The 19,619-nt window shown below is 67.6% G+C and carries 19 protein-coding genes; 9 read left to right on the forward strand and 10 right to left on the reverse strand.

The features are described 5' to 3' along the window. Positions 1 to 114: 114 nt before the first annotated feature. Positions 115 to 552: a DUF4399 domain-containing protein gene (locus tag CHC02_RS07465; RefSeq protein ID WP_089390852.1), complete on the forward strand. Its 438-nt coding sequence runs from the start codon at positions 115 to 117 to the stop codon at positions 550 to 552. Positions 553 to 887: 335 nt separating this feature from the next. On the opposite strand, the gene serA is transcribed toward CHC02_RS07465, so the two are convergent. Next, positions 888 to 2,117: a phosphoglycerate dehydrogenase gene (serA, locus tag CHC02_RS07470; RefSeq protein ID WP_089390853.1), complete on the reverse strand. Its 1,230-nt coding sequence runs from the start codon at positions 2,115 to 2,117 to the stop codon at positions 888 to 890. 191 nt (positions 2,118 to 2,308) lie between these two features. On the opposite strand from serA, the gene CHC02_RS07475 reads away from it, so the two are divergent. From CHC02_RS07475 to CHC02_RS07490, 4 genes are all read left to right on the forward strand, one after another. After that, on the forward strand, positions 2,309 to 3,703 hold the full coding sequence (locus CHC02_RS07475) for an FAD-binding oxidoreductase (protein ID WP_089390854.1): 1,395 nt from the start codon (positions 2,309 to 2,311) through the stop codon (positions 3,701 to 3,703). A 144-nt stretch (positions 3,704 to 3,847) separates the two neighbouring features. Next, complete coding sequence (locus CHC02_RS07480) at positions 3,848 to 4,513, forward strand: fumarylacetoacetate hydrolase family protein (protein WP_089390855.1); 666 nt, start codon at positions 3,848 to 3,850, stop codon at positions 4,511 to 4,513. Positions 4,514 to 4,595: 82 nt separating this feature from the next. Beyond that, positions 4,596 to 5,528, forward strand: a complete 933-nt coding sequence (locus tag CHC02_RS07485; RefSeq protein WP_089390856.1) for an SdiA-regulated domain-containing protein — start codon at positions 4,596 to 4,598, stop codon at positions 5,526 to 5,528. 82 nt (positions 5,529 to 5,610) lie between these two features. After that, positions 5,611 to 5,985: a NirD/YgiW/YdeI family stress tolerance protein gene (locus CHC02_RS07490; RefSeq protein WP_089390857.1), complete on the forward strand. Its 375-nt coding sequence runs from the start codon at positions 5,611 to 5,613 to the stop codon at positions 5,983 to 5,985. 339 nt (positions 5,986 to 6,324) lie between these two features. Here the strand turns inward: CHC02_RS07490 and CHC02_RS07495 are convergent, their stop codons facing one another. From CHC02_RS07495 to CHC02_RS07525, 7 genes are all read right to left on the reverse strand, one after another. Continuing rightward, positions 6,325 to 7,356, reverse strand: coding sequence for a histone deacetylase family protein (locus CHC02_RS07495; RefSeq protein WP_089390858.1), 1,032 nt, complete (start codon positions 7,354 to 7,356; stop codon positions 6,325 to 6,327). Between the two features lie 49 nt (positions 7,357 to 7,405). After that, positions 7,406 to 8,770, reverse strand: a complete 1,365-nt coding sequence (locus tag CHC02_RS07500; protein WP_167364786.1) for an APC family permease — start codon at positions 8,768 to 8,770, stop codon at positions 7,406 to 7,408. Positions 8,771 to 9,194: 424 nt separating this feature from the next. Continuing rightward, positions 9,195 to 10,247 carry an ABC transporter substrate-binding protein gene (locus CHC02_RS07505; RefSeq protein ID WP_089390860.1) on the reverse strand — a complete coding sequence of 351 codons (1,053 nt, stop codon included), beginning with the start codon at positions 10,245 to 10,247 and terminating at the stop codon, positions 9,195 to 9,197. A 40-nt stretch (positions 10,248 to 10,287) separates the two neighbouring features. Continuing rightward, positions 10,288 to 11,076 (reverse strand): ABC transporter permease, encoded by a 789-nt coding sequence (locus tag CHC02_RS07510; RefSeq protein WP_009613945.1) that lies wholly within the window; start codon positions 11,074 to 11,076, stop codon positions 10,288 to 10,290. Further along, complete coding sequence (locus tag CHC02_RS07515) at positions 11,073 to 11,987, reverse strand: ABC transporter permease (RefSeq protein ID WP_089390861.1); 915 nt, start codon at positions 11,985 to 11,987, stop codon at positions 11,073 to 11,075. The genes CHC02_RS07510 and CHC02_RS07515 overlap by 4 nt, the downstream gene beginning before the upstream one ends. Continuing rightward, the gene (locus tag CHC02_RS07520) at positions 11,984 to 13,033 is read right to left on the reverse strand and encodes an ABC transporter ATP-binding protein (RefSeq protein ID WP_089390862.1); all 1,050 of its coding nucleotides are present in this window, start codon (positions 13,031 to 13,033) and stop codon (positions 11,984 to 11,986) included. The genes CHC02_RS07515 and CHC02_RS07520 overlap by 4 nt, the downstream gene beginning before the upstream one ends. 340 nt (positions 13,034 to 13,373) lie before the next feature. After that, complete coding sequence (locus CHC02_RS07525) at positions 13,374 to 14,390, reverse strand: AraC family transcriptional regulator (RefSeq protein ID WP_089390863.1); 1,017 nt, start codon at positions 14,388 to 14,390, stop codon at positions 13,374 to 13,376. A gap of 141 nt (positions 14,391 to 14,531) precedes the next feature. Between CHC02_RS07525 and CHC02_RS07530 the strand changes: the two genes are divergently transcribed. Then, positions 14,532 to 15,464, forward strand: a complete 933-nt coding sequence (locus tag CHC02_RS07530) for an SdiA-regulated domain-containing protein (RefSeq protein WP_089390864.1) — start codon at positions 14,532 to 14,534, stop codon at positions 15,462 to 15,464. Between the two features lie 51 nt (positions 15,465 to 15,515). Then, the gene (locus tag CHC02_RS07535) at positions 15,516 to 16,244 is read left to right on the forward strand and encodes a CatB-related O-acetyltransferase (RefSeq protein ID WP_089390865.1); all 729 of its coding nucleotides are present in this window, start codon (positions 15,516 to 15,518) and stop codon (positions 16,242 to 16,244) included. Between the two features lie 6 nt (positions 16,245 to 16,250). Here the strand turns inward: CHC02_RS07535 and CHC02_RS07540 are convergent, their stop codons facing one another. Then, positions 16,251 to 16,583 (reverse strand): YegP family protein, encoded by a 333-nt coding sequence (locus CHC02_RS07540; RefSeq protein WP_089390866.1) that lies wholly within the window; start codon positions 16,581 to 16,583, stop codon positions 16,251 to 16,253. A gap of 125 nt (positions 16,584 to 16,708) precedes the next feature. Beyond that, entirely contained in the window at positions 16,709 to 17,380 is a 672-nt protein-coding gene (rpiA, locus tag CHC02_RS07545; protein WP_089390867.1) for a ribose-5-phosphate isomerase RpiA, read from the reverse strand. A 106-nt stretch (positions 17,381 to 17,486) separates the two neighbouring features. On the opposite strand from rpiA, the gene ilvA reads away from it, so the two are divergent. Continuing rightward, complete coding sequence (ilvA, locus tag CHC02_RS07550; RefSeq protein WP_279615521.1) at positions 17,487 to 19,031, forward strand: threonine ammonia-lyase, biosynthetic; 1,545 nt, start codon at positions 17,487 to 17,489, stop codon at positions 19,029 to 19,031. Between the two features lie 116 nt (positions 19,032 to 19,147). Further along, entirely contained in the window at positions 19,148 to 19,615 is a 468-nt protein-coding gene (locus tag CHC02_RS07555) for a DUF2269 domain-containing protein (RefSeq protein ID WP_089390869.1), read from the forward strand. The last annotated feature ends 4 nt before the right edge of the window (positions 19,616 to 19,619 follow it).

Raw genomic sequence — 19,619 nt, forward strand, 5'->3', positions numbered from 1 at the left:
CCTTGTAGCACTCTTGCCCTTGAGCCGTCGGCGTGGCGGCCTATGCTGAAGAGTCCCGCTGGAGGCTCGCTTTAGCGTGCCGGGCCTCCCCATCCCGCTCACAAGGAGAACTCCATGAAGCTCACGTTGCCTTGCCTCGGCCTCGCCGGCCTGCTGCTCGCCGCCTCCACCGCCGCGCTGGCGGCCGGCATGCCGCGTACCCCGGCGCCCGAGGGGGCCAAGGTGTATTTCATCGAACCGCAGGACGGCGCCACCGTCGGCCAGACCTTCACCGTCAAGTTCGGCCTGGAAGGCATGGGCGTGGCGCCGGCCGGCGTCGACGCGCCGAGCACCGGGCACCACCACCTGCTGGTCGACCTCAAGGAGCAGCCGGCCATGGACATGCCGCTGCCGATGACCGACAACATCCGCCACTTCGGCAAGGGCCAGACGGAGGCGAAGATCACCCTGCCGCCGGGCAAGCACACCCTGCAGCTGCTGCTGGGCGACAAGAACCACGTGCCCTTCGAGCCGAACGTGGAATCGAAGCAGATCACCGTCAACGTGAAGTGATGGTCGGGTTAGCGTCGTAGGAGCGGATTTATCCGCGATGCTCCTGAGCGGCGGATAACCCATCGCGGACGGAGTCCTACGTCCGTGCTCGACCGTAGGGCGAATAACCGTTCGCGGTTATCCGCCGCCGGCCGGAACAGCGGTGCCCGGGACCATTGGCGGATAACGCCGTAGGCGTTATGCGCCCTACGGGTTGGAAGGGGCGGCGTAGGATGGGTTTCGCAGGCTCAACCCATCCTACGAAAAGCGCCCCGCCGCGGTGGGCAAGACAGTCGCTCCTGCTAAGAAAATGAAAAAGGGAGGCCGAGGCCTCCCTTTTTCATTGCCGGCGCGCCTTAGAACAGGACGCGGCTGCGGATGGTGCCGTTGACGTGCTGCAGCTTCTCCAGCGCCAGGTCCGAGTACTCGGCGTCGACGTCGATCACCACGTAGCCGACCTTCTCGTTGGTCTGCAGGTACTGGCCGGAGATGTTGATGCCGTTGTCGGCGAACACCTTGTTGATCTCGCTCATCACGCCCGGGATGTTGGCGTGGATGTGCAGCAGGCGGTGCTTGCCGGGGTGCGACGGCAGGGCCACCTCGGGGAAGTTGACCGAGGACACCGAGGTGCCGTTGTCGCTGTACTTGACCAGCTTCTCGGCCACTTCCAGGCCGATGTTGGCCTGGGCCTCGGCGGTGGAGCCGCCGATGTGCGGGGTGAGGATCACGCGGTCCAGGCCGCGCAGGGGGCTGGCGAACTCCTCGTCGTTGGACTTGGGCTCGACCGGGAACACGTCGATGGCGGCGCCGATCAGGTGCTCGTCCTTGATGGCGTTGGCCAGGTGGTCCAGCTCGACCACGGTGCCGCGGGCGGCGTTGATCAGGATGCCGCCCTTCTTCATGGCGCGGATTTCCTTCTCGCCGATCATCCACTGGGTGGACGGCAGCTCCGGGACGTGCAGCGAGACGATGTCGCACAGGCCCAGCAGCTCGTGCAGCGAGCCGATCTGCTGCGCGTTGCCCAGCGGCAGCTTGGTCACCACGTCGTAGAAGAACACCTGCATGCCCAGGGCCTCGGCCAGCACCGAGAGCTGGGTGCCGATGGAGCCGTAGCCGACGATGCCCAGCTTCTTGCCGCGGATCTCGAAGGAGTTGGCCGCCGACTTGATCCAGCCGCCGCGGTGGCAGGAAGCGTTCTTCTCGGGGATGCCGCGCAGCAGCAGGATGGCCTCGGCCAGCACCAGCTCGGCCACCGAGCGGGTGTTGGAGTAGGGCGCGTTGAACACCGCGATGCCGCGCTCGCGGGCGGCGTTCAGGTTGACCTGGTTGGTGCCGATGCAGAAGCAGCCGACGGCGATCAGCTTCTTGGCGCAGTCGAAGACTTCCTCGGTGAGCTGGGTGCGGGAGCGGATGCCGATGAAGTGGGCGTCGGCGATCTTTTCCTTCAGCTCGTCGCCGGACAGCGCGGTCTTGAGGTACTCGATGTTGGTGTAGCCGGCGGCCTTGAGGGTATCAACGGCATTCTGGTGCACGCCTTCCAGGAGAAGGAATTTGATCTTGCTCTTGTCGAGAGAAGTCTTGCTCATCTGCTTGAACCTGTAGTCCCGGGATAATGGCTAGAAAATGAACAGCTCTGGCCGAACCGGCCGGTGCCGCAGCTCGGCGCCAGGTGGCGAACTGCGTGGGGTGCGTATGCTAGCATGTTCTCCCTTTTCCTTGTCCGGTTGCGACCTGAGCTGTTCTCAGGACGACCATGAACCATTTGAGAGTTCCTCCGATGACCCGCGAAGCCCTGATCGAATCGCTCAAGCCCCTGCTGGAGCCCGGCAAGCTGCTGACCGATGCCGATTCCCTGGATGCCTATGGCAAGGACTGGACCAAGCATTTCGCCCCGGCGCCGCTGGCCATCGCCTTCCCCAAGAGCATCGAGCAGGTGCAGGCCGTGGTGCGCTGGGCCAACGAGCACAAGGTCGGCCTGGTGCCCTCGGGCGGCCGCACCGGGCTGTCCGCCGCCGCCGTCGCCGCCAACGGCGAGGTGGTGGTGTCGTTCGACTACATGAACAAGATCCTCGACTTCAACGCCTTCGACCGCACCGTGGTGTGCCAGCCGGGCGTGGTGACCAAGCAGCTGCAGCTGTTCGCCGAGGAGCAGGGCCTGTACTACCCGGTGGACTTCGCCTCCTCCGGTTCCAGCCAGATCGGCGGCAACATCGGCACCAATGCCGGCGGGATCAAGGTCATTCGCTACGGCATGACGCGCAACTGGGTGGCCGGCATGAAGGTCGTCACCGGCAAGGGCGACCTGCTGGAGCTGAACAAGGACCTGATCAAGAACGCCACCGGCTACGACCTGCGCCAGCTGTTCATCGGCGCCGAAGGCACCCTGGGCTTCGTGGTCGAGGCCACCATGCGCCTGGAGCGCACGCCGAAGAACCTCACCGCCATGGTCCTGGGCACCCCCGACTTCGACTCGATCATGCCGGTGCTGCACGCCTTCCAGGGCAAGCTCGACCTGACCGCCTTCGAATTCTTCTCCGACAAGGCCCTGGCCAAGGTCCTGGCCCGCGGCGACGTGCCGGCGGCCTTCGAGACCGACTGCCCGTTCTACGCGCTGCTGGAGTTCGAGGCCAGCACCGAGGAAGTGGCCAACGAGGCCCTGGCCACCTTCGAGCACTGCGTGGAGCAGGGCTGGGTGCTGGACGGCGTGATGAGCCAGAGCGAGCAGCAGCTGCAGAACCTGTGGAAGCTGCGCGAGTACATCTCCGAGACCATCTCGCACTGGACGCCGTACAAGAACGACATCTCCGTCACCGTCAGCAAGGTCCCGGCCTTCCTCAAGGACATCGACGCCATCGTCGAGGCCAACTACCCGGACTTCGAAGTGGTCTGGTTCGGCCATATCGGCGACGGCAACCTGCACCTGAATATCCTCAAGCCCGAGAACCTGTCCAAGGACGAGTTCTTCGCCAAGTGCGCCACCGTCAACAAGTGGGTGTTCGAGACCGTGCAGAAGTACGCTGGCTCCATTTCCGCCGAGCACGGCGTGGGCATGACCAAGCGCGACTACCTGGGTTACTCTCGCTCCGAGGCCGAGATCGGCTACATGAAGGCGGTCAAGGCGGTGTTCGACCCCAACGGGATCATGAATCCCGGCAAGATCTTCGCCGAGTAAGCCAGTCATCCCAGAAGGGCCGGTTCACCGGCCCTTCTCATGTTCGGGGCCGACGGAACGGCCGGCAGCGCCCGCGGGAGGCGGGCACCGCGCAGCGTCACGAGCGCCGCGGGGCGATCCCATTCATCCGTCCAGGAGTCGGTCATGAGTTACCAGCATCAGTACGTCGACGGCACCCGCATCCACTTCCCGCTGGGCAAGGTGGTCTGCGTCGGGCGCAACTACGCCGAGCACGCCAGGGAGCTGAACAACCCGGTGCCCACCGAGCCGCTGCTGTTCATCAAGCCCGGTTCCTGCACCGTGCCGGTGGAAGGCGGCTTCGTCATCCCCGAGGGCCGTGGCGACGTGCACTACGAGGCGGAGATCGCCGTGCTGATCGGCAAGCCGCTGTCGCGCCAGCCCAGCGCGGAAGAGGTGCTGGACGCCATCTCCGGCTACGCCCCGGCCCTGGACCTGACCCTGCGCGACGTGCAGGCCAAGCTCAAGGAAAAGGGCCTGCCCTGGGAGCTGGCCAAGTCCTTCGACGGCGCCTTCGTGCTGGCGCCCTTCGTCAGCGCCGACCGCTTCCCCGACCCGACCGACATCGGCATCCGCCTGAGCATCGACGGCGAAGTGCGCCAGGACGGCAACAGCCGCGACATGCTCAACCCGATCGTGCCGCTGATCCAGCACATCTGCGGGCACTTCTCGCTGCAGCCGGGCGACGTGGTCTCCACCGGCACGCCGGTGGGCGTGGGCCCGCTCAAGCGCGGCAGCGCGCTGGTGCTGGAACTTCCCGGCGCCAGCCGGTTCGAAAGCCGCGTCCTCTGATCCGTACCCCGCCAAAGGCCGCCCTCCGTGCGGCCTTTGCTTTCTGCGGGGCGTTGCCAAACCCAGACAACAAGAACCCTCGATGACCCAGGTCCGATCCTCCCGTCTTCTGCGCTGGCTGCTGCTGGCATTGCTCTTCGCCGCCGTGGTGCTGGTGGTGCTGGCCAAGCTGTTCCACTGGGACGACCGCGCCCGCCTGTGGTGGCAGGAAGAGAACACCAGTGCGCAGGAGCGCGCCGGCAGCGTCTGGCTGCCCGGCTACCGCGCGGTGATCCAGGGCAAGCCGCTCAAGGGCGGCCTGGAGGGGCAGGAGACCTCCGACCTGGCCTACAACCCGGTGACCCGCACGTTGTTCACCGTGACCGGCAAGAAGCCGCTGCTCGGCGAGCTGTCGCTGGACGGCGAGGTGCTGCGGGTGATCCCGCTGCTGGGCCTGGAGAACCCCGAAGGGGTGGCGGTGCTGCCCAACGGCAACGTCGCGGTGACCGACGAGCGGCAAAACTCCCTGACCATCTTCCACCTGGACCCGCAGACCCACGAGCTGAGCACCGCCAAGCTGGCCAGCTTCGACCTGGGCAACCTCGGGGAGAAGAGCAACAAGGGCTTCGAGGGCATCGCCTGGGACCCGGCGCAGAAACGCCTGCTGCTGGGCCGCGAGCGCGACCCCATGACCCTCTTCAGCTGGGCCAGCGACGGCAGCCCGGGGCTGACCGGCAGCATGCGGCCGCTGCCCAGCGAACAGCTGTACATGCGCAACGTCTCGGCGCTCAGCGTCGACCCGCGCACCGGACACACCCTGGTGCTGTCGGCGGAGTCGCACCTGCTGCTGGAGCTGGACGAGAAAGGCGAGCCGGTCAGCTTCATCAGCCTGCTGGGCGGGCTCAACGGCCTGCACGACAAGATCCCCCGCGCCGAGGGCGTGGCCATCGACGAGCAGGGCACCATCTACATGGTCAGCGAGCCGGAGCTGTTCTACGTGTTCCGCAAGCTCAAGGACGACGGCAAGGGCGGTTAAGCCTGGATTAAGGGCGGATTCAGGCTGGTTTCAGGCTGTTTGGCTAATCTGATTTCAACGAAAACAGCCAGGAGGCTACTTCATGAAATCCATCCGTCTTCCCCTGATCGCCGCCATCGCCCTGTTCTCCGGTGCCACCTTCGCCGCCGGCTACACCGGCCCGGGCAGCGACGCCGCCAAGCCCGCGGCAACCGGCCCGGTGAACACCGTGAAAGCCGCCCAGGCCGCCGCCGACGACGCTCCGGCCGTGCTGGAGGGTGTGATCACCAAGCGCCTGCACGGCGAGCACTACGAGTTCAAGGACGCCACCGGCAGCATGCAGGTGGAGATCGACCACGAGGACTGGCCGCAGGGCGTGGATGTCTCCGACAAGACCAAGGTGCGCCTGACCGGCGAGGTCGACCATGACCGCAAGGGCGTGGAGATCGATGTAGATCGCGTGGACGTTCTGCAGTAACGAGATGCATATGAAAAGGCCGCGCCGGGAGTGATCCTGGCGCGGCCTTTTCGTATTCGGCTTTTCGTAGGAGCGAGCTTGCTCGCGAACGGTGCTTGCTCGGGACTTTGGGGGTTGGGCTGTAGAGCGCCCTCTCCCTAACCCTCTCCCTGAAGGGAGAGGGGACCGTTCGGCGCGCATGGGTATTCCTGAGTCAGCCGGCGATCATGAAATATCCAGCGAACGCCATGCTTTCCGCTGGCACGGACAAGCTCCCTCTCCCTTCAGGGAGAGGGCTGGGGAGAGGGTACGGCGTCCACCCAACATGCCGGCGTCACCGGCGAGCCCCCGGAATGGCGATCAACCAACGCTCTCGAACCCCTGCAGCACATTCACCGCATTGATCCCGATCTCCTCCACCGCATACCCCCCCTCCATGACGAACAGCGTCGGCAGGCCCAGCCTCCCGATGGCCTCCCCCATGCGCAGGTAGTCCGGGCTGTCCAGCTTGAACTGCGAGATGGGGTCTTCCTTGAAGGTGTCCACGCCCAGGGAGACGATCAGCACTTCCGGCCCGTAGGCGGCTATCTGGCGGATCGCCGCCTGCAGCGCCAGGCTCCAGACCGACCAGTCGCTGCCCGAGGCCAGCGGGTAGTTGAAGTTGAAGCCTTCGCCCACGCCCAGGCCCTTCTCGTCGGCGTAGCCGAGGAAGTAGGGGTACTCGAAGCGCGGGTCGCCGTGGATCGAGGTGAAGAGCACGTCGGCGCGGTCGTAGAAGATGTCCTGGGTGCCGTTGCCGTGGTGGTAGTCCACGTCGAGGACGGCCACCCGCGCCGCGCCCTGGTCGAGGATGGCCTGGGCGGCGATGGCGGCGTTGTTCAGGAAGCAGTAGCCGCCCATGTAGTCGGCCGAGGCGTGGTGGCCCGGCGGGCGGCACAGGCTGAACACCGAGCGGGCGCCCTTGGCCAGTTCGGCCTGGCCGGTCAGGGCCACGTTCGCCGAGCTGGTGATGGCCTGCCAGGTGCCGGCGGTGATGGGCGCGCCGGCGTCGAAGCTGTAGTAGCCCAGGCGCCCGTCGATGCTGTCGGGCTCCTTCTGCCGCAGGCGCCGGGTCGGCCAGGCGATGGGCAGCATGTCGTGGCTGCGGCCGGTGGCCAGCCAGTCGCGCCAGGCGTGCTGGAGGAAGTTGACGAAGCCCTCGGTGTGGATGCGCCGGATCGGCTCCAGGCCGAAGTCGCGCGGGGCCTGGATTTCGCCCAGGCCCACGGCCTTGACGCGGTCCAGGACCATGTCGGCGCGGCTGGGCTTCTCGAAGCAGGGCGTGAACTGGCCGCCGATCAGCTCATGTTGGCCGTGGTGCAAGCGATGGTCGTCGGTGTAGATCGTCAGCATCTTGCGCTCCAGTGGGCGCCCGGCGGCGCCCGGTTGGGTCCGTGGGGTGTCAGGCGTTTTCCTCGAAGTTCACGCTCGGCGCCTTGCGGCGGAAGCCGCCGGTGTGCAGCGCCAGGTAGACGAAGCCGACGGCGAACCAGCTCAGGCCGACGATCAGCGTCAGCTGCGACAGGCTGGTCCACAGCCAGAGGGTCAGGCACAGGCCGACGAAGGGCACCAGGCCGTAGCGCAGCAGGTCGGCCGGCGCGCGGCGGCCTTCGACGCCCAGGTAGGTGCGGATCACCGCCAGGTTGACCACCGAGAAGGCCACCAGGGCGCCGAAGCTGATCATCGAGGCCAGGGTGGTCAGGTCCAGCACCAGGGCCAGCAGGGAGATGGCCGAGACCACCAGGATCGCCACCACCGGCGTCTGGAAGCGCGCGTGCAGGGTGCCGAACAGGCTGCGCGGGAGGATGCCGTCGCGGCCCATGGTGAAGAGGATGCGCGACACCGAGGCCTGGGACGCCAGCGCCGAGCCGATGCAGCCGGCGATGTAGGCGGCGGTGAAGAAGTTGCCGAGGAACTGGCCGCCGGCCTTGAGCATCACCTCGTTGGCCGCCGAGTCGGCGTTCTGGAACACGCTGCCGGGGAACACCAGCTGGCTGATGATCGCCAGCAGGGTGAACATCAGGCCGGCCAGCACCGTGGTGATGATGATCGCCCGCGGGATGTCGCGGCGCGCGTCACGGGTTTCCTCGGCCATGGTGGAGACCGCGTCGAAGCCCAGGAACGACAGGCACAGCACCGCGGCGCCGGCCATCAGCGGGGCGAAGCCGGGCTTGCTGCCGTCGCCGACGAAGGGCGCGGCCAGGTCCAGGGCCGGGGCGCCGGCCAGGCTCTTCAGCGACATGCCGACGAACACCACGATGAACACCAGCTGGGCGCCGACGATGGCGTTGCTCATGCCGGCCACCTGGCTGATGCCCACCACGTTGAGCACGGTGACCAGGGCGATGGAGGCGACCACGAAGACCCACGCGGGGATTTCCGGGAAGGCGATGTTCATGAACAGGCCGATGAGCAGGTAGTTGATCATCGGCAGGAACAGGTAGTCGAGCAGCAGCGACCAGCCGGACAGGAAGCCCACCGCCGGGCCGAAGCTCAGGCTGGTGTAGGAGTAGGCGGAGCCGGCGATCGGGTACTTACGCACCATGAAGCTGTAGGAGGCGGCGGTGAACAGCATCGCCAGCAGGGTGATCAGGTAGGCGCTGGCGGTGCGCCCGCCGGTCATCTCGGTGACCACGCCGTAGGTGGTGAACATGGTCAGCGGGACCATGTAGACCAGGCCGAAGAAGACCAGGGCGGGCAGCCCCAGGATGCGTTTGAGGCGGGCGTCCGCCTGGGCTTGGGGGGCGTTGCCGGTGCTGGCGCTCATGCGGGCGCCTTGTTCGATGGCCATCGATGTTTCCTCGCGAATTCTTGTCGTTGTTGCGCTGGCGCGGGGCGCCGCTGGCGGCCGCGCGGACGGAGCGGGGCGGTCAGCCGCAGCGCTGCCGGCGGACGGAACGGGCGAGGAAGGGGTGGGCGCGGTGACGGCCGCGAACCGGGGTGGAGCAAGGGCTGTTCATGAGCGTTCTCGGGGCATTGTTCTTGTGGATGCTCGCTGGCGGCGCTCCCTGGATGCCGCCGCATGCTGCGGCGGCGGTCGCGGCCCTGGCGGCCATTCCCTGGGCGAGTACCCGGACTTTAGGCCGCCGCGCCGCCCCGCAGAACCCTGTAAAGGGTCAAAAAGGGATCGAAGTGGCCAAACTGACTGTCAGCCCTGCGGCGGGCGCCCGTCCCGCCGCGGGACCCACCGGTCATTTCTTCAGCTTGGTCCAGACCTTGGCGCGCAGCGCCAGGGACTTCGGCGAGCACAGCTGGAACGGCTTCAGGCGGTCGATCTTGTCTTCCGGGGTGTTGATCGCCGGGTCGTCGAACAGCTCCTTGTCCATGAACTTCTCGGAGCCGGTGATGGCGTTGTTGTACTTGGCGAAGTTGGAGGCGGCGGCGATGTTCTCCGGCTGCATCATCCAGTTGAGGAAGACGTGGGCTTCCTTGATGTTGGTGGCGTCCTTGGGGATGGCCAGGTTGTCGATGAACAGGCGCACGCCTTCCTTCGGATAGACGTAGACCAGGCTGGCGCGCTGGGCGTGGGCGCGGTGGAAGGCGCCGTTCCACTGCTGGTGCATGTACACCTCGCCGGCGGCCATGCGCTCGATGGTGCCGTCGCTGTTGTACATCGCCAGCAGCGGCTTCTGCTTCAGCAGCAGGTCGAGGACCTTCTCGGCCTGTTTCGGGTCCTCGGTGCACTCGTCCACGCCGAGGTAGTAGGTCGCCGGGGCCCACAGCTCCTCGATGGAGTTGAGCGCCACCACCTTGCCCTTGAACGCCTCCGGCGGCTCGAAGAACGGCTTCCAGCTCTCGTCGAACTTGCCGCCCGGGGCCTTGGCGCTGTCGTAGCTGTAGCCGGTGCTGCCCCACAGGTAGGGCACGGTGTAGTCGTGGCCGGGGTCGTAGGAGAGGGTCTTGAACTTGTCCTTGAGGTTGGCCAGGTTCGGCAGCTGCGACTTGTCCAGTTTCTGCAGCAGGCCTTCCTTGACGAAGATCTCGATGAAGCTGTCCGAGGGCACCACCACGTCGTAGGCGCCGCCGCCGGCCTTGAGCTTGGCCAGCAGGGTCTCGTTGCTGTCGTAGGAGTCGAGGGTGGCGTGGATGCCGGTGTCCTTCTCGAACTTCTTCAGCAGCTCCGGCGGGAAGTAGTCCGACCAGTTGGCGAAGTGCAGGGTGCCGTCGGCGTGAGCCTGGCTGGCCAGGGTCAGGCCCGCCAGGGCGGCGGCCTTGAGGGCCAGGGGAAGGCGGCGGATGGTCATCGGTGAAGCTCCTGTGCGAATGGTTTTTATCGGGAGGCAGTCAACGCCGGCGCTGGCCGACGTAGTACGACAACGCAACGAACGCGATGGAAATCAGCAGGATGATCGAGGAGATCGCATTGATCTTCGGCGATATGCCCATTCTTATGGAACTGAAGATGTACACCGGCAGGGTGGTGGCCCCGGCGCCGGCGACGAAGTAGGTGATGACGAAGTCGTCCATCGAGATGATGAACGCCAGCATCGCCCCGGAGAGGATGCCGGGCATCAGCAGCGGGCAGGTCACCTTCCAGAAGGCCTTCCAGGGCGAGGCGTAGAGGTCCGCCGCGGCCTCCGCCAGGCGCGGGTCCATGCCCTCCAGGCGGGCGCGGATCGGCAGGTAGGCGAAGGGGATGCAGAACACCACGTGGGCGATGAGGATGGTGAACAGCGACAGCTTCAGGCCGATGAAGGCGAAGAACATCAGCGTGGCCACCGCGACCACTATCTCCGGCACCAGCAGCGGCAGGCCGAGCACCCCGTTCATCAGGCTCTGGCCGCGGAAGGCGCGGCCGCGCATGCCCAGCGCCGCCAGGGTGGCGAGCAGGGTGGCGAACACCGTGGCCAGGCTTGCGACTATCAGCGAGTTCTTCGCCGCGCGGACGATCTCCGGGTCGTTGGCCACCACCGCGTACCACTTGAAGCTGAAGCTTTCCCACAGGGTCGCCGACTGGCCGCTGTTGAAGCTGAGCACCACCAGCACCAGGATCGGCACGTAGAGGAAGGCGAAGAACAGCCAGGCGGCCGGGCGCACGCCGGCGAAGCGCCACAGCGGGTTCAGCGAGTTCATGGGTGACCTCCGGCGGCGCCCTGCCTGAAGCGCATGCTGTAGACCAGCATGGCGGCGAGGACGAAGGCGAGCAGGGCGAAGGACAGCGCCGCGCCGAACGGCCAGTTGTGCGCCGTGCCGAACTGCAGCTGGATCAGGTTGCCGATCATCAGCGACTTACCGCCGCCGAGCAGCTCGGGAATGATGTAGTTGCCCAGCGAGGGGATGAACACCAGGATGCAGCCGGCCACAACGCCAGGCATCGCCAGCGGGATGATGATGCGCCTGAGCGCCTTCCAGCGGTTGGCGCCGAGGTCGAAGGCGGCTTCCACCAGGCGCCAGTCCATCTTCTCCAGGCTGGTGTAGATGGGCAGCACCATGAACGGCAGGTAGGTGTAGAGCAGGCCGATGATCACCGCGTTGTCGGTGTAGAGCAGGCCGATGGCGGCGTCGCTGAAGCCCAGCTTGTGCAGGCCCTCGTCGATCAGCCCGCCGTTGCGCAGCAGCAGTATCCAGGCGTAGACGCGCACCAGCAGGTTGGTCCAGAACGGCACCGTGACCAGGAACAGCAGCATGTTGCGCCGGCGCTCGTCCTGCAGCGCCAGGTACAGCGCGGTGGGGAAGCCGATCAGCAGGCAGCCTGCGGTGGTCAGGATGGACAGCCAGAAGGAGCGCTGGAAGATGCCCAGGTAGTCGGTGTTGAACACCAGGGCGTCGTCCAGGTCGCGCTCCCAGAGGAAGTTGATGTACGCCTCCAGGGTGTGCTGGCCCCATTTCACGCCGCCGTAGTCGCCGGGGGCCTGGATGGACACGGCGAACATGATGCCCAGCGGCAGCACCAGGAACACCAGCAGCACCAGCATGGCCGGGGTGGTCAGCGCCAGCCGGGCGCGCAGGCTCTTGCGCTCGGCCTGCAGGCGCAGCGTACTCATTCGGCCAGCACCCGGATGGCGTTGCCGGGCACCCGCACGCGCACCTGCGCGCCGGGCTGATGGGCGCCGACCGCGCCCTGGCGGTTCTGCTGGCGCACGCGGAAGCCCGGCTGGCCCGCGACCTTCAGGTGGTAGACGGTATCGGTGCCGACGTAGACCACGTTCTCCACCACGCCTTCCAGCTCGCCGTCCTGGGCCAGCTCGGTGCGTTCCGGGCGGATGGCCAGGGTCACCTTGCCCGGCAGGGTGGTGGCGGCGGCCAGGCGCTGGCCGTCGGCGAGCACCACGCCGTCGCCACTGGCCTCGGCCTCGAGGAAGTTGGTCTCGCCGATGAAGTCGGCCACCCAGCGGTTGGCCGGGGCGTCGTAGATCTCGGTGGGGGTGCCGATCTGCAGGACCTGGCCCTTGTTCATCACCGCGATGCGGTCGGACATGGTCAGGGCTTCTTCCTGGTCGTGGGTGACGAAGATGAAGGTGATGCCGGTCTCGTGCTGCAGGCGCTTGAGCTCGATCTGCATTTCCTTGCGCAGCTTCAGGTCCAGCGCCGAGAGCGATTCGTCCAGCAGCAGCACCTTGGGCCGGCTGGCCAGTGCCCGGGCCAGGGCGATGCGCTGCTGCTGGCCGCCGGAAAGCTGGTCGGCGCGCCGCGAGCCGACGTCGGGCAGGCGCACCAGCTCCAGCATGGCCTTCACCGTGGCCTCGGTCTCGGCCTTGGGCTTGCCCTGCATTTCCAGGCCGAAGGCGATGTTCTGCGCCACCGTCATGTGCGGGAACAGGGCATAGCTCTGGAACACGGTGTTGACCGGGCGGCGGAAGGGCGGGAGGCCCTGCATGGGCTCGCCGTAGAGGCGGATGCTGCCGGAGGTGGGTTGTTCGAAGCCGGCGATGAGCCGCAGGAGGGTGGTCTTGCCACAGCCCGAGGGGCCGAGGAGGGTGAAGAACTCGTTGGCGCGGATGTCCAGGGACACGTCGTCCAGGGCCTTGAGGCCTTGGCCGGGGGTACCGAATTCCATGCCGATTCGCTCGATGGCAATCGCGCTGGTCATGCTTCAATACCATGCAGTCAAGCAGTTGTTATTGTTTGCGGTTGTGCGGTTCTGCCGACCGCTTCACCTAGCTGCGGCTTGATAATGGCCCGCCTTTTTGCGGCGGCAGAACGATAGAACAGGCCAATAAGGGATAAATCAGGCCAAGTTGAAGGGCCATATTCACCGGCCATGGCAACCTGTCGTTCCCCTGTAGGGCGCATAACGCCTACGGCGTTATCCGCCGTTGTCGTCGGGCTTCGGTGCATCGGCCAACGGCGGATAACCGCGAACGGTTACTCGCCCTACGTCCTGCTCTTCGTAGAGCGAGCTGTGCCGTCTGGTGGGGACGCGATTGGCCCTAGCCGCGATACAGGCTCGGGCTCGCCCCGCTCCAGCGCTGGAAGGCGTGGCGGAAGCTGGCGGTCTCGCTGTAGCCGAGCCGCTCGGCGATCAGGTAGATCGGCAGGTCGGTGTCCTTGAGCAACTGCCGGGCCTTGTCGTAGCGCACCTCGTCCAGCACCTGCTGGTAGCTGGTGTTGTGCTGCTGCAGGTGGCGGCGCAGGGTGCGGCTGGAGCGGTGCAGGTGGCGCGCCACCTCGTCCAGGCCGCGGGCTTCCTGCAGGTGGTTGGCGAGGTGGCGGCGGATCAGTTCGAGGATGTCGTCGCGCCCGCTCATGGCCGCGCTCAGGCGCTGGCATTGCTGCAGGCCGTTGTGGCAGCTGACCGGGTCGGCCAGCGGCAGGGCGCGGTCGAGCAGCGCCGGGCCCAGGCACAGGGCGCTGGTGGCGGCGCCGAACTCCACCGGGCAGCCCAGGCGCTCGGTGTAGGTGCTGGCGTGCAGCGGCGGGCGGTAGGCCAGCAGCAGGCGCCGCGGACGCACCGATTCGCCGAGCAGGTCGCGTACCACGGTGAGCAGCGAGGTCAGGCACAACTCGGTGTTGAACACCGTCAGCTCCGGCGCGTAGCGGTAGCCCTCGGCGCTCAGCCAGACCTCGTCGCCGTGGTCCTGCAGGGCCAGGCGGAAGTAGGTGCCGAGCAGGTCCGGGTGGGCCAGGGCCAGCTGCAGGGCGTCGCGCAGGGTGCGGCTGGCCAGCATGCTGTAGCCGAGCATGCCGTAGGCCGAAACGTGCATGCGCAGGCCGAGGTACAGGCCCAGGGCCGGGTCCTGGTGGCAGTTCAGGGCATTGGCGAACACCCGCAGTTCCTGGGCGTGGCTGATGAATTTCTCCGGCGTCAGCAGGTCGGCCTCGGCGATGCCGCTGCCTTCCAGCAGCCGTCCGCGGGGGATGCCGGCCTGGCTCAGCACCTCGGTGGCCAGCACCACCGTGTGCAGGGTGGTCAGGGTTCGCTGCTCGGGAAGCGGGACGGCGCTCATCGGAACTCCTTGCGGGGGCGGCGAGGACACGGGATTACGCTAGCCTGACTCTAGCCTTGGAGAAATTTCCTGCACGGCGATTAAGCCTGGCTTCAGCGGCCCTGTGCTATTACTGCGCGCTCCCATCGACATGGACCTGCGATGCTCCGTTCCCTCACCCCGCGCCGCTGCCTGGCGGCGCTGCTGCTGCTCCTGCTGCTCGCCCTGGCCTGGCTCGGCCAGCAGTTCCGCGTCTACGAACGCGCCTGGTTCGCCGTGCGCGAATGGCACCATGCGGAAAGCTGGCGCGAGCAGTCGATCTGGCTGCCCGACTACCGCGTGGAGATCGAGGCGCAGCCCATCGAGGGCCTGGACGACGACGTCTCGGCGCTGACCTACGACCCCGAGCGGCGCAGCCTGTTCACCGTCACCAACCAGCCGGCGCAGATCGTCGAGCTGTCCCTGGACGGCCGCGTGCTGCGCAAGATCACCCTGCACGATTTCGGCGACACCGAGGCCATCGAGTACATCGGCCCCGGCCTCTACGTGCTCAGCGACGAGCGCCGCCAGCGGCTGTTCAAGGTGCGCCTGGAGAACGACACCCGCGAGCTGGACGCCGCCCAGGCGCAGCAGCTGTCCCTGGGCCTGGGGCCGATGGGCAACAAGGGCTTCGAGGGGCTGGCCTACGACTCGGTCGGCCAGCGCCTGTTCGTCGCCAAGGAGCGCGACCCGGTGCGCATCTACGAGATTCGCGGTTTCCCCCACACCCAGGCCGGCAAGCCCTTCGCCGTGCACGTGCTGGACGACCTCAAGCGCGACCGCCGGCTGTTCGTCCGCGACCTTTCCAGCCTGCAGTACGACGAGGGCAGCGGCCACCTGCTGGCGCTGTCGGACGAGTCGCGCCTGGTGCTGGAGCTGGACGTCAACGGCGAGCCCATCAGCAGCCTGTCGCTGCTGCGCGGCATGCAGGGGCTCAAGCGCAGCGTGCCGCAGGCCGAGGGCCTGGCCATGGACGAGGCGGGCACGCTGTACCTGGTCAGCGAGCCCAACCTGTTCTACGTGTTCCGCAAGGCGCCGGGCGTGGAGTCCGAGTAACAAAAGGCTTACATTGTCGCCCCCACCTGCGGACTCGGCCCTGGAGCGACCTTGAACATCATCCGCGAAGCCCTGATCAACCGCCGCCTGCACAAGGCGCTGAGCGAGCACGGCTGCCGCCTGGCCGGCGGGATCAAGTCATTGCGCGACGGCGCGCGGCTGGTCCTGGAGCCGGGGGTGAAGATCGGCAAGGCGAAGATCTACTCGCCCTCCCTGGAAATCGGCGCGCACACCGACGTGGTCAGCGGCTGCGAATTCCTCGACGTCTCGCACATCGGCCGCTACTGCTCGATCGCCACCGGCGTGGTGATCGGCCAGGGCCGCCATTCGCACCCGATGGACTGGCTGACCACCCACAACTTCCCGTCCAACCCCAGGCTGATCAGCCGCCCGATCCTCCGCGACGAGCCCCGGCGCCCCTCGTCCATCGGCCATGACGTGTGGATCGGCCGCGACGTGCTGATCCTCGACGGCCTGACGGTGGGGACGGGGGCGGTGATAGGCGCGCAGTCCCTGGTCAACAAGGACGTGCCGCCCTACGCGGTGGTCGCGGGAAGCCCGGCGCGGGTGATCCGCTACCGCTTCCCGCCGGAGCTGGTCGAGCGCCTGCTGGCCAGCCGCTGGTGGGAACTGCCGCTGGAGGCCCTCGGGGAATTGCCGCTGGACGACCCCCGGGCCTGCCTGGCGCAGCTGGAGCGCGAGGCCCCGCAGGCGCGGGGCACGCCGCCGCGCCTGCAGGTCAGCTCCAGGCCCTGGGGGATCGAGCGGCTCGGCGGCTGAGCCGCCTCAGGTATCGTCGCTGATACCGGCGTCCGGCGCGTAGCGCTTCACCGCGGCGACGCCGTTCTCGGCGTTGGCGCGGCTGGCGTACATCTGGCTTTGCCCGACCACCTGGCCGTTGGTGGCCTTGAGCACGAAGTAGTGCTTGCCGTTGCTCGCCTCCTTCACCTCGAAGGCGCCCTCGCGCTGCGAGTTCTTGCGCACCGACTCGATGCCCTCGGTGGCCGAGGTCTTGGCCTTGTACAGCTCGCTGCTGAGCACGACCTCGCCGTTGCTGGCGTGCAGGGTGAAGTGGAACTGGCCGTCGCTGGCCTTCTTCAGATGGTATTTCGCGGACATGGCTGCCTCCTGTGCTGAGCCGTCTACCCAGACCCAGGGTAGACGTTCGGCAGCCGGCCGGCGGAAAGTTTCAGGGGCCCTTGAGAGGGCCGGGGGTGGCCGCCGGCACGGCGGCCGCCTGGGGCTCAGGCCTTGAGCGTCTTCACGCCCTCGGCGGTGCCGAGCAGCAGCAGGTCGGCCGGGCGCGCGGCGAACAGGCCCACGGTGACCACGCCGACGATGTTGTTGATCTTCTCTTCCAGGGCCACCGGGCTGTCGATGCGCAGGTTGTGCACGTCGAGGATGATGTTGCCGTTGTCGGTCAGCACGCCGTCGCGGTAGACCGGGTCGCCGCCCAGCTTGACCAGCTCGCGGGCCACGTGGCTGCGGGCCATGGGGATGACTTCCACCGGCAGCGGGAAGGCGCCGAGCAGCGGCACCAGCTTGCTCTGGTCGGCGATGCAGATGAACCGCTTGGCCACGGCCGCGACGATCTTCTCGCGGGTCAGCGCGGCGCCGCCGCCCTTGATCAGCTCCAGGCGCTCGTTGCTCTCGTCGGCGCCGTCGACGTAGAACTCCAGCTCGCTGACGCTGTTCAGGTCGTAGACCGGGATGCCGTGGCCCTTCAGGCGCTGGGCGGTGGCCTCGGAGCTGGCCACGGCGCCGTCGAACTCGGCCTTGTGGCGGGCCAGCAGGTCGATGAAGAAGTTGGCGGTGGAGCCGGTGCCGACGCCGACGATGCTCTTGCTGTCGAGGTGCGGGAGGATGTGGTCGACGGCGGCCTGGGCCACGGCCTGCTTGAGCTGGTCCTGGTTCATCTGGGGGTTCCGGCAAAGGGGCTTGGGGCGCGAATTATAGCGGGGCCGCCGGGCGAATGTGGATTCGCCGCTCCCGCCGGCCGCCGACTGGAGTAGACTGCCGGCTTTGTGCCCCGTCCCTGCGAAGCCCGCCCCGATGCTCGAACAGTACGTCAAGAAGATCCTCACCTCGCGCGTCTACGACGTCGCCGGGGAAACGCCCCTGCAACCGGCCCGCCGCCTCTCCGAGCGCCTGGACAACCAGGTGCTGCTCAAGCGCGAGGACCTGCAGCCGGTGTTCTCCTTCAAGATCCGCGGCGCCTACAACAAGCTGGCGCAGCTGAGCCCCGGGGAACTGGCGCGCGGCGTGGTCACCGCCTCGGCCGGCAACCACGCCCAGGGCGTGGCCCTGGCGGCGAAGGAGCTGGGGGTGAAGGCGACCATCGTCATGCCGCGCACCACGCCGGAGCTGAAGGTCCAGGGCGTGCGCGCCCGCGGCGGCAAGGCGGTGCTGCACGGCGACGCCTTCCCCGAGGCGCTGGCGTATTCGCTGAAGCTGGTGGAAGAGAAGGGCTACGTCTACATCCACCCCTACGACGACCCGGACGTGATCGCAGGCCAAGGCACCGTGGCCATGGAGATCCTCCGCCAGCACCCGGGGCGCCTGGACGCCATCTTCGTGCCGGTGGGCGGCGGCGGGCTGATCGCCGGCATCGCCGCCTACGTGAAGTACCTGCGCCCGGAGGTGAAGGTCATCGGCGTCGAGCCGGACGACTCCAACTGCCTGCAGGCCGCCATGGCCGCCGGCGAGCGCGTGGTGCTGGGCCAGGTCGGGCTGTTCGCCGACGGCGTGGCGGTGGCGCAGATCGGCCAGCACACCTTCGACATCTGCAAGCGCTACGTGGACGAAGTCATCACCGTCAGCACCGACGAAATCTGCGCGGCGATCAAGGACATCTACGACGACACCCGCTCCATCACCGAGCCGGCCGGCGCCCTGGCGGTGGCCGGGATCAAGAAGTACGTCGAGCGCGACGACGCGCGCGGGCAGACCCTGGTGGCCATCGACTCCGGCGCCAACATCAACTTCGACCGCCTGCGCCACGTCGCCGAGCGCGCCGAGCTGGGCGAGAAGCGCGAAGCCATCATCGCCGTGACCATCCCCGAGCGCCCGGGCAGCTTCAAGGCCTTCTGCGAGGCCATCGGCAAGCGCCAGATCACCGAGTTCAACTACCGCTACAACACCGACAGCGAGGCGCACATCTTCGTCGGCGTGCAGACCCACCCGGACAGCGACCCGCGCGCCGTGCTGGTCGAGCAGCTGCGCGAGCAGGGCTTCCCGGTGCTGGACCTGACCGACAACGAGCTGGCCAAGCTGCACATCCGCCACATGGTCGGCGGCCACTCGCCGCGGGTCAGCGACGAGCAGGTGTTCCGCTTCGAGTTCCCCGAGCGCCCCGGCGCGCTGTTCAACTTCCTCAACAAGCTCGGCGGGCGCTGGAACATCACCATGTTCCACTACCGCAACCACGGCGCCGCCGACGGCCGCGTGGTCGCCGGCCTGCAGGTGCCGGAGGAGGAGCGCCACAAGGTGGCGCAGGCGCTGGAGGAAATCGGCTACCCGTACTGGGACGAGACCGACAACCCGGCCTACAAGCTGTTCCTCGGCTGAGGCCGGGCGGCCGGGTGGGGAACGCCGGGGCGGCACGCGCTGTCCCAGCTCAACCCGCCGGCCGGCAGCGCTGCTAGGCTGAGGGAACAGCCCGAATCGCGACAGGGACCGCCCGCATGGAAACCTACCAGACCCTCAAGATCCTCCACGGCGTCGCCGTGGCCGTGCCGCTGCTGGCCATCGCCGGCCTCGCCTGGTACGGCTGGCGCAGCTGGCGCGGCGGGGATGCCGGCGTGCTGGCCAAGGCGCTGCGGCGCATCGGCCTGGCCGCCTGGGTACTGGTCGCCGGCTGCGTGGCCAGCCTGCCGCTCACCGGCTGGCAGATGGTCCACCGCGCCGGCTTCCCGCTGGGGCAGACCTGGCTGCTGGCCAGCGCCTGCCTGCTGATCCTGGTGGCGATCTTCTGGCTGCTGTTCACCGGCCGCCTGTGGCGCATCCGCCGCCTGGCGGTGAGCGCCCGCGACAGCGGCGAGCCGCTGGCCGAGGCGGCGGTGCGCGAGCTGCGCTTCGGCGCGGTGTTCTTCGCCCTGGCCCTGCTCGGCTGGCTGGCGATACTCGCGCTGATGCTGGCCAAGCCGCTGTGAGATC

This window comes from Pseudomonas delhiensis (assembly GCF_900187975.1).
GTDB lineage: Bacteria > Pseudomonadota > Gammaproteobacteria > Pseudomonadales > Pseudomonadaceae > Pseudomonas > Pseudomonas delhiensis.